The sequence below is a fragment of the Achromobacter sp. ACM03 genome (genome assembly GCF_014851665.1).
GTDB classification, from domain to species: Bacteria; Pseudomonadota; Gammaproteobacteria; order Burkholderiales; family Burkholderiaceae_B; genus Achromobacter; species Achromobacter aegrifaciens.
The window spans coordinates 595,118-608,235 of the sequence record NZ_JACVAD010000002.1; the positions used below are offsets into that span (position 1 = coordinate 595,118).

11 protein-coding genes and 1 tRNA gene are annotated in these 13,118 nt (G+C 61.2%); 7 read left to right on the forward strand and 5 right to left on the reverse strand.

From position 1 onward, the window contains the following. The first annotated feature begins 159 nt into the window (after positions 1-159). Positions 160-233: transfer RNA gene (locus IB257_RS11005), tRNA-Gly, on the forward strand. Between the two features lie 71 nt (positions 234-304). On the opposite strand, the gene IB257_RS11010 is transcribed toward IB257_RS11005, so the two are convergent. Then, positions 305-763, reverse strand: a complete 459-nt coding sequence (locus IB257_RS11010; protein WP_054459352.1) for an Lrp/AsnC family transcriptional regulator — start codon at positions 761-763, stop codon at positions 305-307. A gap of 179 nt (positions 764-942) precedes the next feature. Here IB257_RS11010 and IB257_RS11015 point away from each other — a divergent pair, with 179 nt between their 5' ends. The 5 genes from IB257_RS11015 (at position 943) to IB257_RS11035 (ending at position 6,356) form a co-directional block, all read left to right on the forward strand. Continuing rightward, the gene (locus IB257_RS11015) at positions 943-1,902 is read left to right on the forward strand and encodes a LysR family transcriptional regulator (protein ID WP_054459354.1); all 960 of its coding nucleotides are present in this window, start codon (positions 943-945) and stop codon (positions 1,900-1,902) included. Between the two features lie 217 nt (positions 1,903-2,119). Next, positions 2,120-3,340: a cystathionine beta-lyase gene (gene metC, locus IB257_RS11020; RefSeq protein ID WP_175180760.1), complete on the forward strand. Its 1,221-nt coding sequence runs from the start codon at positions 2,120-2,122 to the stop codon at positions 3,338-3,340. Positions 3,341-3,380: 40 nt separating this feature from the next. After that, entirely contained in the window at positions 3,381-4,316 is a 936-nt protein-coding gene (locus IB257_RS11025; RefSeq protein ID WP_119450446.1) for a 4-hydroxy-tetrahydrodipicolinate synthase, read from the forward strand. 130 nt (positions 4,317-4,446) lie between these two features. Further along, entirely contained in the window at positions 4,447-5,226 is a 780-nt protein-coding gene (locus tag IB257_RS11030; RefSeq protein WP_054452198.1) for an SDR family NAD(P)-dependent oxidoreductase, read from the forward strand. 110 nt (positions 5,227-5,336) lie between these two features. After that, on the forward strand, positions 5,337-6,356 hold the full coding sequence (locus IB257_RS11035; protein WP_225588872.1) for a tripartite tricarboxylate transporter substrate binding protein: 1,020 nt from the start codon (positions 5,337-5,339) through the stop codon (positions 6,354-6,356). An 84-nt stretch (positions 6,357-6,440) separates the two neighbouring features. Here IB257_RS11035 and IB257_RS11040 read toward each other — a convergent pair whose 3' ends face one another. Further along, the gene (locus IB257_RS11040; protein WP_192492304.1) at positions 6,441-8,759 is read right to left on the reverse strand and encodes a molybdopterin-dependent oxidoreductase; all 2,319 of its coding nucleotides are present in this window, start codon (positions 8,757-8,759) and stop codon (positions 6,441-6,443) included. 250 nt (positions 8,760-9,009) lie between these two features. On the opposite strand from IB257_RS11040, the gene IB257_RS11045 reads away from it, so the two are divergent. Further along, a complete protein-coding gene (locus IB257_RS11045) occupies positions 9,010-10,266 on the forward strand; it encodes a D-amino acid dehydrogenase (RefSeq protein WP_192492305.1) in 1,257 nt (418 codons plus the stop codon). Positions 10,267-10,333: 67 nt separating this feature from the next. Here the strand turns inward: IB257_RS11045 and IB257_RS11050 are convergent, their stop codons facing one another. The 3 genes from IB257_RS11050 to IB257_RS11060 form a co-directional block, all read right to left on the reverse strand. Next, entirely contained in the window at positions 10,334-11,296 is a 963-nt protein-coding gene (locus IB257_RS11050; RefSeq protein ID WP_054452190.1) for a bifunctional GNAT family N-acetyltransferase/nucleoside diphosphate kinase regulator, read from the reverse strand. A gap of 96 nt (positions 11,297-11,392) precedes the next feature. Further along, positions 11,393-11,911 (reverse strand): hypothetical protein, encoded by a 519-nt coding sequence (locus IB257_RS11055; protein WP_125471274.1) that lies wholly within the window; start codon positions 11,909-11,911, stop codon positions 11,393-11,395. A 74-nt stretch (positions 11,912-11,985) separates the two neighbouring features. Continuing rightward, on the reverse strand, positions 11,986-13,050 hold the full coding sequence (locus tag IB257_RS11060) for a GlxA family transcriptional regulator (RefSeq protein ID WP_125471273.1): 1,065 nt from the start codon (positions 13,048-13,050) through the stop codon (positions 11,986-11,988). Positions 13,051-13,118 lie beyond the last annotated feature (68 nt).

A 13,118-nucleotide genomic window follows, 5' to 3' on the forward strand; every position in this document is an offset into this window, starting at 1 on the left:
CATGCCGCTGTCGCCCAGATGCACTAAATTGGGGACATATTTACAACCTTGAGGCTGAGGGCCTGTTGCAGCAGGGCGGCGGCGGCCAGCAGCGATGAAAAAAGGCGCGCTATAATCGCCGCCTCTGCTCCGGCTTTGCGCCGAGGGCACGACACCCGAGCGGGTGTAGTTCAATGGTAGAACGGCGGCTTCCCAAGCCTCAAGCGTGGGTTCGATTCCCATCACCCGCTCCAATTACGCGCCACGTCCAATTCCTCGGTTTGGGATGCAATTCCCTCAGACTGGGGCTTGCCGCGCCTGCGCATCAAAGATGGTCAAGCGGCAACGCCGTGGTGTACTTGAGTTCCTCCATCGCAAAACTCGAACTGACGTCAAACAGTTCGGCGACCTGGATGAGCTTCTTGTAGACGAAATCGAACCCGGCGATATCGGGCACCACCACCTTGAGAAGGTAGTCGGTGTCGCCGGTCATCCGATAGAACTCCATGACCTCCGGCATATCCTTGACGCCGAGCGAGAATTTCTCGAGCCAATTCAGGTCATGGCGGTTCGTCTTTATCGACACGAACACAGTCACGCCCAGCCCCGCCTTGTTGTTGTCCAACAGGCAAACCTGGCGGCGAATAAGGCCGGACGCTTGCAGATGCTGAATCCGCTTCCAGCACGCGGTCGGGGACAGGTGGACCCGTTCGGCGATTTCATTGTTCGAGAGGCGCGCATCAGTCTGAAGCAACGCGAGGATGCAGCGATCTTTCTTGTCCATGGCTCACTCAACTTACCCTCCCTTTTGCGCAGCGTACATACCTGTATGCCGTTGCCGCCGCGCGGTTCGGAGGCCAAACCTGAGGTCGATGTTATAGGCCGCTACCCCCGGGGGCGATACAATTCATCGAGCCAAACCTACAAGAAATTTTATATTTGAGCCGGCGAGCCGGAGGCGCGATGCAAGAGGTGGACCTTACTCTCACGCAGACTTTTTTCCTTGTCGCACAGGAGGGCACGTATTCCGCCGCGGCGCGCCGGCTGAACATCACCTACCAGTCGGTGGCCAATCACATCCGGCGCCTCGAGCAGCGCGTCGGCGAGAAGCTGGTGGTGGCTGGGCGCGGCGCCAAGTCGATCAAGCTCACTCCGCGCGGCACCAGCCTTTACCGGCTGCTGGCGCCGGAATTCGACGTCATGCTGACGCGCCTGGGCAACCTGATCGACAAGGAACGGCCAGTCATCCGTATCGGGATGCCGCACGCGATCTTCTACTACCTGCTGCCGCCGGTGCTGACGAAGTTTCGGCGCATGTATCCCAACGTCGAGATCGTCGGCTACGAAAAGGACGTCTCGCTGCCGGAGCTGATTCGCAACGGCTCGCTGGATGTCTGTTTGAGCGAGCGCTATTTCGGCGACACCGTGATTCCGCAGCGCGTTATCTGCCACTACCAGCCGGCGCTGGCGTTCCCGTCGAGCTGGCCGGCGCCAGCCGATGAGACGGCTGTTCCGGAATGGGCGCTTGGACGGCCGCTGGTGACATATGAACCGGGCCAGATGCTCCGCAATATCGCACTGGACTATTTGTCGGTCGGCAACGAGCAGCCCAAGGTCGCGGTGTCTACTTCGACCAGCATGAGCGTCAAGCGTTGCGTCGATGAAGGCCTGGGTTTCGCATTGCTTCCCACGTGGTGCATCGACGAGTCGGATCGGCGCCTGAGCTGCATCGCGCTTCCCAATGCGCCGAGGATTCCCATCTATTTCGGCGAAGCCATGTTCCTGAAATCGAATCCATTCGTGCGTTCGCTTCACAAGCTTTGCCTGGAGATTTTTCCCTCCACCATCGAAGAACGCGCGGGCCGGTGGAATTCCCTTGACGCAAGCAGGCCGAGACGCGCTCGCGCCGCTGCCCGAAGCTGAGGCCTTTCCTCCCCCGGGTCTGAGCTGACCCGGCTTAGCCAGTCCGCCTTCGCCAGATTGTCAGGATTCGGCGGTGATTATTTTTCTCTTTTTGCCTCCGGAAGGGGTAAAAAATCGAAGAGTTTTCACCCACTCTCCTCATAGACTTGATCACGTCATCAGTGGTCATCGACTTCCCCTGGAAGCGCTGGCCGTGCATCCACGGAGATTGAAGTTCATGAGGCAAAGCACTCAACTCGTCAGCGCAGGCCGGCATCCGGAACGTTTTGGCGGCCTGGTGAATACCCCCATCTGCAGGGCATCGACGATACTCGCGGGCAGCATGGCGGAATGGGAAGGCATGAAGCGCGCCCGCGCCGCGCAAGAGCCGGGCGCCACCACCTATGGCCGCTATGGAACCGCCACCACCCACGCGTTCGAGGAGGCCATGGCCACCCTGGAAGGCGGACACCGCTCCCTGGTCTTTCCCTCGGGCCTGGCGGCCATCGCCACGACGCTCACCGCTTTGCTCAAGGCCGGCGACCATATCCTGGTTTCGTATAGCGCCTATTCCCCGACCCGCTCCTTCCTCGATCGCGTGCTCAGCCGCTTCGGGGTTGAGGTACAGGTCTACGACCCTGCTTGCGGCAAGCGCATCGAATCGCTCATGCAGCCCAATACGCGCGTCGTATTTGTCGAATCGCCGGGTTCCGAAACGCTCGAAATCCAGGATATTCCCGCCATCGCGGCGGCCGCACACGCGCACGGCGCCTTTGTCGTCATGGACAACACCTGGGCCACGCCATTGTTCTTCAAGGCTTTTGAGCATGGCGTCGATGTGTCCATCCATGCCGCGACCAAGTACATCGTGGGTCATTCGGATGCCATGCTGGGCGTGGTGACCTGCAACCAAGCCACCTGGCCCAAGGTCAGGGAGACGACGCAGGAAATGGGCCAGACGGCCAGTCCCGACGATATCTTCCTGGCATTGCGCGGGCTGCGCACCATGGACGTGCGGCTGCAGAAGCATATGGCGTCGGGAATCCGCGTGGCCCAGTGGCTGGAACAACAAGCCGAGGTCGAGGCCGTGGTGCATCCCGCGCTGCCGTCGCATCCGGGCCATGCCATCTGGAAGCGTGATTTCAAGGGGGCAAGCGGCCTGTTCACGGTAGTCCTGCGCGCCAGCGACGACGAATCAGTCGCCGCCTTTGTCGATGCCTTGCATCATTTCGGAATCGGCGTGTCCTGGGGCGGATATGAAAGCCTGGCGATACCGTTCACTCCGGGAAAGCACCATGGTGATCGCTGGCCTCACAAGGGCAAGGCAGTACGCATGCATGTGGGACTGGAAGACCCGGAAGACCTGATCGCCGACTTGAAGCAAGGTTTGGCTGCGATGGTTGCCTGCCAGGACGCGCAGCAGCAAGATACTCAGAAAGAAGTCGCCCGCTCGGTTTGAGCTTCCACCATTTTTGACTCGTCCATTACTGGAGATACACATGAGCAAGATGAAGATCACCGGGTCCTTCGTGGCCCTGATTACGCCCTTCAACAAGGATGGCAGTCCCGATTACGAAGCCTTCCGCGAACTGCTGAAGTTCCAGGAAGACAACGGCACCAGCGCCGTGCTCATCATGGGATCCACGGGCGAGGTTTCCATGCTGTCGCAAAAAGAGCGCCAGGACATCATCGTGGAAACCGCGAAGATGAAGACCGGCAAGATGAAGCTCTTCTATGGCTGCACCGGCAACAACACCGAGGCCACCATGGATTACCTGCGCTTTGCGCGGGCCAACGGCGCCGATGGCGCCATTCTGGCAGCGCCTGCCTACATCTGCGCCTCCGAAGCGGACATCGAAAGCTATTTCCTCGAGATAGCCGACGCCACCGATCTGCCGCTGGGCATCTACAACAATCCGCCGCGGGTCAAGAGCGATCTGCACTGGGATCAGCTGCTGCGCATCTTCAAGCACCCGAACTACGTGGTCCACAAGGAATCCACCACGCGCGTGGGCCAGGTGGCGCAGGTGCTATACGGCGCGCCCGACGTATCCGTAATGTGCTGCGATTCGCCCAATCTGGGCCTGGTCGTGCCGACCATGAGCCTGGGTGGCCATGGCACGGCCAACATGACCGGCAATATCGCGCCGGCAGAGTTGACGGAAATTTCCCAGCCCTGGACCTCGCCCGAGGTCAGCTTCAGCTTCCGCGAATCCTATTTGCGCAATCTGCAATTGCTGCACTACTCGTACTCGGCCATCAACCCCGTGGCCATCAAATCGCTGATGAAGGCCGTGGGCCTGCCGGCAGGCGAACTGCGCAAGCCGCTGCGCGCACTGGAAGGAGAGCCTCTGCTCAAGGGCCTGCGCGCGGTCAAGGCGCTGGGGCTGGACAAGAAGTACGGCTGGAATTCGCTGCAACTGAAGGCCGCCTGATCCCTTGCAGGATGGGGCCGGAAAGAACGCGCGTTGGGAGATTGTCCGCCTTGCGGCTTCCTGCTGACTGAATTCCTTTCCGGCCATTTCATGTCATGGATCGGGCTGCGCCTTTGCAATAGGAAACGCTATGGATTTGGGAATTCGAGGCCGCCACGCGCTGGTTTTCGGCGGCAGCAAGGGAATGGGCCGCGCCTGCGCCCATCAGTTGGCAAGCGAAGGCGTCAACGTGACCATCGCGGCGCGCACGGAAAGCACGCTGGCCCAGGCCGCTGAGGAAATCACGGCGGCCACGGGAACCCGGGTCCGATACGCAGTTGCCAATATCACCACGGATGAAGGGCGGGAGGCGGCGCTTGCAGCGTGTCCCGCGCCCGATATTCTGGTCAATAACGCAGACGGCGCGCCGCCCGGCGACTTCCGCCAGTGGACCCAGTCCGACTGGCATGCGGCCCTTGATGCCATGGCCCTCGGGCCGATCGACATGATCCGGCGGGTCGTCGACGGCATGATGGAACGCCGCTTCGGCCGCATCGTGAACATCGTTTCACGCAGCGTCAAAACCCCGCAGCTTGAACTCGGCCTTTCCAATGGTGCGCGCTCCTGCCTGGTGGGCTTTGTTGCGGGCCTGGCCCGCCAGACGGTGCGGCACAACGTCACCATCAACAACCTGCTTCCGGGCGTCTTCGCCACCGATGCGCAGCGGCATCACATAGAAGGAATGCTGGAGCCAGGCGGCAAGAGTTTTGAACAGCTGTGGACGGAGCGCGGATCCAACAATCCTGCCGGCCGCTACGGCGAGCCCGAGGAATTGGGCGCGCTTTGCGCATATGTCTGCGCGGCCCAATCCGGCTATATATGCGGCCAGAATATCTTAATAGACGGCGCAGCCTATCCAGGCACCTACTGATTCGCCTACGATCATCCCCGCTTTCCACGCCGGCCTTTTTTCATGTATTGCGGGGCCGAAGAGGGGGGGCGGTATTCGTTGCCCAACCATTTTCAATGAGATCGTTCGTCATGCGTAATACCCCTATTCGTTCTCGCCGCCTTTGCATGAAAGGCATTGCGGCAGTTGTCGGTGGATTGGCCGTGCTGGGTTCGGTACAGGCGCAGTCGAAGGCGGATGCCTCCTATCCCAGCCGCCCGATTACCATCGTGGTGCCTCATCCTCCTGGCGGCTCCGTCGACGGCCTCGCCCGCATATTTGCCGTGAAGCTGGGCGAGGAGCTGAAGCAATCGGTCATCATCGACAACAGGGCAGGCGCGTCCGGGATGGTGGGCGCAGGCGTGGTCGCCCGTTCGGCGGCAGATGGCTATACGTTGTACCTGAATGCCTCGATCCACAACATCAACCCGCTGCTCTATGGGAAGAAGATGACCTTCGATGCGGTGAAGGATTTCACCCCCATCAGCGGTCTGGCGCAAGGCGCATTGATATTCAGCGTGAACAACGATGTCCCCGCGAAGACCGTGCAGGAGTTCGTCGGTGTGGTGAAGGCAGCTCCCAACAAATACAATTTTGCAACCACGGGCTTTGGCTCGGCGGGGCACCTCGCCATCGCGCAGTTTGCATATGAAGGCGGTCTTTCCGATCTGAAGATCCCGATCGTCCTCTACAAAGGCGGCGGTCCCGCCTTGACCGATCTGATCGGCGGACAGGTTCACGCGCTGGCCGATCCAATGCTCTCCTCGCTGCCGATGGTCAAGTCAGGCAAGATACGCGCGTTGGCGGTAACCGGCGACAAGCGCAGCCCCTTGCTTCCGGACGTTCCCACGATGCGCGAAGCCGGGCTGAAGAATTTCGAGTTTTATTCCTGGTATGGCTTGTGGGCGCCAGCCAAGTTGCCGGAGCCGATACTCAAGAAGCTGGAAGTCGCCACGCAGAAAGTCATGACGTCCGCCAGCATGAAGGAGCAACTCGACAACCTCGGCTTTGAAAGCTCCTACCGGAACAGCGCGGACTTCGCGCAGTACATCCAGGCCGAGACGGACAAATACAGCGCCATCATCAAGCAGGCCAATATCACCGCGGAATAAGGCGTTTTCCCAAGAACCAGAGCGCCCCATCGAGGGGCGCTCCGGGCGCTTGGGAAAAGCCGTGTCCGGACCCGGGCCAGACGGCTATGCGGCACGATCCAATTTGGCAATTGCCGGCACCTCCAGGGCCCGGACCGAAGGCGCGGCTTCTTCCCAGCGCATTACCTCCACCAGCGCGGACTGGGCACTGCTTCCCTGAGTCAAGCGGGAAGTGCCCACGTCTATCGTCAATACGTTGGGGTTGCCGTGTATCTCCAGCTCCTCGTCGGCAGCGTCAAACCATGCTCCCGTAGGCAGCGCCACCACGCCAGGCTTGAGGTCGGCGTCGATAAGCGCGGTTGCAAGGCACGCGCCACGGTCGTTGTAAATCTTGACGAGATCATGCTGGCCGATGCGGCGCGCTTGCGCATCCAACGGCGAAATGCGCAGGGCCTCCCGGCCATTGACCTTGAGGTCCACCGATGCCTTGCCGCCATCCATTTGGGAATGGAGCTTGCCCGCGGGCTGCGGTGTGAGCAGATGCAGCGGCCACCTTGCAGCCTTGGGTGATCCAAGCCATTCGTCCGGCGTCAGCCAGCTGGGGTGGGGCGGGCAATCGGCGTAACCGAATCCGGCGATTTTTTCCGAATACAGCTCGATGCGTCCGGACGGTGTACGCAGTGGATGTTCCTCGGGGTCGCGACGGAACTCTTCGAACAGCACGAATGGCTTTTCAGGCTCGGGAATTTCCACGAACCCGCGGCTCCAGAATGCATCGAAATCAGGGGCCATATGGCCGCAGTCGCGCCATTCCTTGGCCATTGATTCGTAGATATGCCGTACCCACTCCATCTCGCCTCGGCCTTCGGTAAAACCATGCTCGTAGCCGCCCAGCGCGGCCAGTTCCCGGTATATGTCGAAGTCATTGCGGCTGGAGCCGATCGGCGCCAGGGCCTGATGCATGGCGAACACGTGACGATCGCGCGTCGATCCGCCGATGTCATTTCTTTCCAGCGTGGTGGTGGCCGGCAGCACAATGTCCGAGCGCCGCGCCATGGGTGTCCACCAGATCTCATGGGCGACTATCGTTTGCGGCCGGCTCCACGCCCGGCTGAAGCGGTTCAGGTCCTGCTGGTGATGGAAGGGGTTGCCGCCGGCCCAGTACACCATCTTGATGTCTGGATAAGTACCTTCCCGCCCATTGAATTCATAGTGCTGGCCAGGATGCAGCAGCATGTCGGTGACCCGGGCAACAGGAATCACCGAGCCGGTCGGGTTGCGTCCCGATTCCATGGCCGGTCCCGCGATCTCCATGCGCGGGTTTCCCGCGCCATTCATGGACGCATGCCCAAACGCAAAGCCCCCGCCAGGCAGCCCGATATGCCCCAACGCAGCGGCTAGCGCAATGCTTGCCCAATACGGTTGTTCGCCGCGATGAGCCCGTTGCAACGACCACGCGCAAGTCAGCATCGTGCGAGTGTTGCGTGCCTGACGCGCGAGTGCGCGGATAGTCTCGGCCGGCACATCGCAGATCGCCTGGGCCCATTCCGGCGTCTTCGGGATTCCGTCCGTACTGCCTTCGAGATAATCGCGCAAGGCCGGAAATCCAACGCAGTGGGTCTGGAGGAACGCTTCGTCGTGGACGCCATCAACGATCAGCGCCTGGATCATTGCAAGCATCAAGGCCGCGTCCGTGTTGGGACGAATGGGAATCCAGCGCGCACGCACGCCGGCAGGGACATCTCCCCGGGTCGGGCTGATGACCACAAGCTCCATGCCAGCGGCTACCGCCCGTTCGAGCTGCCCGGGCACGGGATGGTCCCCGGCGCCGCCCGATGTGATCTGCGTGTTGCGCAACGGCATGCCGCCGAATGCGATCAGCAGCCGCGTATGACTGGTGACACTGTTCCAGTCCGTCACACGGCCGGTAACCGGCGTATAGGTGCCGATCACATGGGGAAGCAGGAACTGCGCGGTGCCCCAGCTATAGTTGCCCGCCTGATTCGTAAAGCCGCCGCCGGCGTTCAGGAAACGGTGCGTCTGGGTGCGCGCATGGTGCAAACGGCCCGCCGATGACCAGCCATACGAGCCGCCAAAGATGGCCTCGCTGCCATGCTCTGTCCTCACTCGCTGGAGTTCCGAATGGACCGCTGCAAGGGCCTCGTCCCAACTGACCTCAACGTAGTCGTCACGTCCGCGCTCGCTCCCGTCGCACAAGTGCCGGTCGCGCAGCCATCCCTTCCGGATGGCTGGCCGGTTCACCCGTAGCGGCGAGTGGACCATGGCAGGCATCGATTGCAGGATGCCCGAGGGAGCGATGTCGCGGGCGAACGGTTCGCAATCGATCAGCCGGCCGCCTTGCGTGACCGCAGTGAATGCGCCCCAATGAGAGAGCGAGGGGAAGCGGCGAATCTGTTCAGACATGATTTGACGAGGTTCCGGCCCAAGGCCGCGCATATCAAAGGCGCGGACCGATTGCGAATGTTCAGCACGCCATTAATGCTAGCAATACAGCTGGTGAATTTTCTTTCCATTCGCGCGGATTGGCGTCAAAACAATGAAATAAATTTCACTCCGGCACCCTTTATTCTTGAATCCGGTCTGGCCTGGCATCGCCGGGCAGCGCCTTCCGGCTACGCCGCAGACATCACGATCGACCAAGACAACCACGCCCATGAAAGTTCTCATCCTCGGATCCGGCGTAGTCGGCGCCACAACGGCCTACTATCTCTGCCGCGAAGGCCATGACGTCGAAGTTGTGGAACGCCACTCGGCGGCGGGAATGGGAACCAGCTTCGGCAATGCGGGCGGTCTGTGCCCGAGCTTTGCGGCGCCATGGGCCGCGCCGGGAATGCCGATCAAGGTATTGAAGATGGCGTTGCAAGCCGATGCCCCGGTGCGCTTTTCGCTTTGGCCCGAATTTGAAAGGCTCCGTTGGACCAGGCGATGGCTGATGGAATGCAATGCGCCGCGGTTTCGCGTCAACAAACTGCGCATGCAGCGCGTGGCTCACTACAGTCTCGCTTGCCTGAAGCAGCTCATGGCCGAGACGCCGATCGCGTTCGATTTTCATGCGGGCGGCGTGTTGCAGCTGTTCCAGACCGTAGCGGAGTGCCGGTATGGCGATATTGCCGCCAGCGCACTGAGGGAATTCGGCATTCGCCACAGTGTGTTGAACGGGCGCGATGCGCTGGCGGTCGAGCCGGCCTTGCGAGACGCCACCGCCAGGATCGCGGGCGGCCTTCATTTGCCGTCCGATGCCTCGGGCGATAGCCACATTTTCTGCCAGGCATTGACCGCCTGGCTTCAGCGTGCGGGCGTGAAGTTTCGATTCGACACCGATGTGCGGCGATTGCTGCATGAGGGCGGTCGGGTGGTGGGCGCAGAGACCTCTGGCGGCATACTGAAGGGCGATGCCACGGTTGTCGCCTTGGGCAACCAGGCTCCGGCACTGCTTGCGCCGCTGGGGATCAAGCTTCCCGTATATCCGCTCAAGGGCTATTCGATTACCGCGCGGGTGACCAATGCCGATCAAGCGCCCAATATGTCGGTCATGGATGAACACAACAAGGTCATGATTTCACGGCTGGGCAATAGAATCCGCGCGGCGGGCATGGCCGAACTGGTCGGCCACGACTTGTCATTGAAGGCGGCCCGTAAGGATGTGCTGGTCCGGGCGGTGCGCAGCCTGTTCCCACATGGTATCGACTACGCCAACGCTACCTTCTGGACGGGTCTGCGCCCCATGACGCCAGACGGCCCCCCCATTCTCGGAGTCTCTGGTTGGGGCGGGCTGTTTCTCAACAGCGGGCATGGCTCGAACGGCTGGACCCAGGCTTGCGGAACGTCCCGGATCGTGGCGGATCTGGTCTGCGGCCGCAAGCCTGAAATCGACCTCGAGGGACTCACGATCGAGCGTTTTCGAAGGTAGCATTGACGGCACGCGAAGTTTCGCCATCCCTGTCGAGGTTGTTCGCGCCAGACAGACGAACGCCGATCTACAGATGGAAATCGCCCGCGGCTTCCGGCTGGTAAAGCACTTTCCTGATCCCGATCCGGCGGGTCCGGTCCGAAATCCGCCAATCGATGGAATCCCCCTCCTGGTAGCCCAGGATGGCGGCCCCGACATCGGAACAGACAGAGAGCTTTCCTGCGCTGCTGTCGGCGTCTTCAGGGTAGACCAGGGCCACTTCCATCTCTTCGTCGTCCAGCTGCAGCAAGGCACGGGAGTTCATCGTGACCACGTCCCGCGCCACTTGCTGCGGCTTGACGACGATGGCGCGCTCCAGCTCGTGCTCGAGCTCGACAATAGTCGGACCCTGCTCGAGTTCTATCAGGCTCTTGAGCCGGGCCTTGTCGATTTCAGTGATGTAGATATCGGTGGAGTCGACAACGGCGCCTTCGCGCAACAGTCGTAGATAACGCCCCGCAGTCATGGAAAACGACTTCAGCGTCGGTGTTTCGTTTTCAAGCAGAAAGCCGCTGCGCAGAAAGGTCTTCAGCGAACGCGCGTTGTCCGGGTGGATCTTGGCGATGAGCTTTTCGGCCCGCATGTCGAGGAAGGCCAGCTTCATGCCTTCGCGGATCGTGCTGGCGCCCAGGTTCCGGCCCCAGTTGTCGCAGTCTCCGATCACCAGGACGATCTCGCAATCCGGGCCGGTCTTGACGAGGCGCACGAAGCCCACCGGGGCGTCATGCCTGTCATAGGCCATGAAGAACCGGCCGCCCTGGTTGAACAGATGGGTCAGGATCGGCAGCTGGGTCCGATCGATGGCTTGCTCGATGAAACGGGAGACATTGCGCGAATCGCTCAGATAGCAGGTCACGCGCTCATCTTCCAACCAATCCATCAGCGTCAGCGCGTGCGTCCGGGTGATTTCCGGGCACAGCGAAATGAAAGGCTTGTTCATCTTCACCACACTCATTCGTAAAGGATGAAAGCCCTTCATGGCGATGGCCATGACGGTTCTTTCGGCAAACCGCGCATTTTAGGACGGAATGCGGATGAGTGCAGGGCAGGCCGGGAACGGGCGCCGCTTGCAAGGCCCGGGGCCGTGTCAGATCGGATGAACCCTGCGCCTGCGCATGAGCCACTGCCAGAAATCCGCGAACAGTTTTGCTGACACGGAAAAAGCGATCAGCACGGCCGCGCCAGCAAGCGTGGGCCATCGATCAGCCCAGGCTTGCTCGAATACCAGGAGGACAAACATGTGCCCCAGCGCGGCCATCAATGGCGCGCCGATCAACCATCCCGCGACAAACCAACAATCGTGGCGGGTAAAGACCTTCGTGAAACTGAGGTGATAGGCCGCGCGTGCCACGTAATAGGACAGCACTAGGGTCAGGAAAATGAGTGCGATGCCAGCAAGCGTAAAGTCTTCGGATACGCGGACCTTGTGCCAGCTTTGAAGTATCGGGTCGCCGATCAGAATCCACTGGTCTACCGGCGGATCGTAGTGCGCGATCGGAATGATTCCGACACCGCGTGCAAGCCACGACAATCCGTGGAAGCAATACCAGGCAAAGATGATCGAAGCTGCTGCGCCGAACAGCATACGCAGCTTGTGGCTAGCCATTGCAGTAATTCCCATCGCGCTCGAAGTTCCCTGAGTATTCCACGCATGTTCCTGGCGTTCTCGGCAGCCAGTCTCTAAACCTCTCTTCCATACTGCTCCATTTTCCACCGAGCCCGCGGCCCCCGCTGCGTGTACTCGCGCCGGTAATCCGCCGGCGTTACGCCGAACTTCCGCTTGAAGGCGCGACGGAAGGCCGCCACGTCCAGATAGCCGCAGTCATTGGCTATGTCCTCCACGGAGCGCAGCGTCACTTCCAGCCACATCTGGCTCTTTCTCATCCGTATATCGGTGAGGAATTCATGCGGTGTGATCGCCAAGTGCGTCCGGAAAAGGCGTGCCAAGGTTCTTTCGCTGACGGCCGCATGCTGTGCGGCGTCGCCTATCGTTATCGCTTCCTGGGCATGTGCCAGCAACCACTGGACGGCCCTGTACAGCGGGCTGTCGCGTGTGAGACCGCTGACCTTCTCTATGGGCAGCGTCGACGCGATGATCTGCCGCGCGGGATCGAAGACGAGCTTGTCGCGCGATGCGCCGGCCAGTCCGGCGATGCCCGTGCGGTCCATCAGATCGAGCACGCAGTCATAGGCCAATGAAGGCGTCCCGGCAAGCAGGATGCGCTCGCTGGCCCAGACAATCGGATCGTTGGCGATGGCCAGGTCCGGATGGGTCCGCGCGAAGCCCGACTGGTACGCCCATTGCACCGGCGTCCGCATCTTGTCCAGTACGCCTGCCGCCGCGACCAGCCAGACGCCGGTGCCCACCGCGCAGACGTAGCGCCCGTCCGCCACCGCGCTGCGGATTTCGTGCAGCACGGCGTCGTTGTTTGCCACGCTGGCGCGCAGTTGCGGCACCGAGACCGTTTCCAGGGGCGGCACAAAGACGGCGCGCTCCATTGCCGAATCCGGCGCGCCCGGCGGCATGAAGCTCAGATGTTCGGACGCCGAGTCCGTTTCCGCCGAAAGGGCTGCGCCCACGCAGCGCCACGTCACCACATGGCCGCTCGCTTGCCCGCTGCGGCTGCGGGCAATGCCGTTGGCGGTGCGGAAAGTATCGATCGCGGCATGGATGGGGCCGTTCAACCTGCCGGCGGGCTGCAGCAGTTCCACATGCAGAGGGTAGTTGTCTGGAGCGGCACCCATGATGTCTGTTTGGAGCGCGGTCTTTCCGCAGAGGATCGAACAAAATCAACACGCAAATATTAGATCAA

What these genes read in the sequence shown, in the direction of transcription:
- IB257_RS11010 (WP_054459352.1), bottom strand. Translation starts at nt 763, where the DNA reads ATGGACAAGAAAGATCGCTGCATCCTCGCGTTGCTTCAGACTGATGCG.
- IB257_RS11015 (WP_054459354.1), top strand. Translation starts at nt 943, where the DNA reads ATGCAAGAGGTGGACCTTACTCTCACGCAGACTTTTTTCCTTGTCGCA.
- metC (WP_175180760.1), top strand. Translation starts at nt 2,120, where the DNA reads ATGAGGCAAAGCACTCAACTCGTCAGCGCAGGCCGGCATCCGGAACGT.
- IB257_RS11025 (WP_119450446.1), top strand. Translation starts at nt 3,381, where the DNA reads ATGAGCAAGATGAAGATCACCGGGTCCTTCGTGGCCCTGATTACGCCC.
- IB257_RS11030 (WP_054452198.1), top strand. Translation starts at nt 4,447, where the DNA reads ATGGATTTGGGAATTCGAGGCCGCCACGCGCTGGTTTTCGGCGGCAGC.
- IB257_RS11035 (WP_225588872.1), top strand. Translation starts at nt 5,337, where the DNA reads ATGCGTAATACCCCTATTCGTTCTCGCCGCCTTTGCATGAAAGGCATT.
- IB257_RS11040 (WP_192492304.1), bottom strand. Translation starts at nt 8,759, where the DNA reads ATGTCTGAACAGATTCGCCGCTTCCCCTCGCTCTCTCATTGGGGCGCA.
- IB257_RS11045 (WP_192492305.1), top strand. Translation starts at nt 9,010, where the DNA reads ATGAAAGTTCTCATCCTCGGATCCGGCGTAGTCGGCGCCACAACGGCC.
- IB257_RS11050 (WP_054452190.1), bottom strand. Translation starts at nt 11,296, where the DNA reads ATGGCCATCGCCATGAAGGGCTTTCATCCTTTACGAATGAGTGTGGTG.
- IB257_RS11055 (WP_125471274.1), bottom strand. Translation starts at nt 11,911, where the DNA reads ATGGCTAGCCACAAGCTGCGTATGCTGTTCGGCGCAGCAGCTTCGATC.
- IB257_RS11060 (WP_125471273.1), bottom strand. Translation starts at nt 13,050, where the DNA reads ATGGGTGCCGCTCCAGACAACTACCCTCTGCATGTGGAACTGCTGCAG.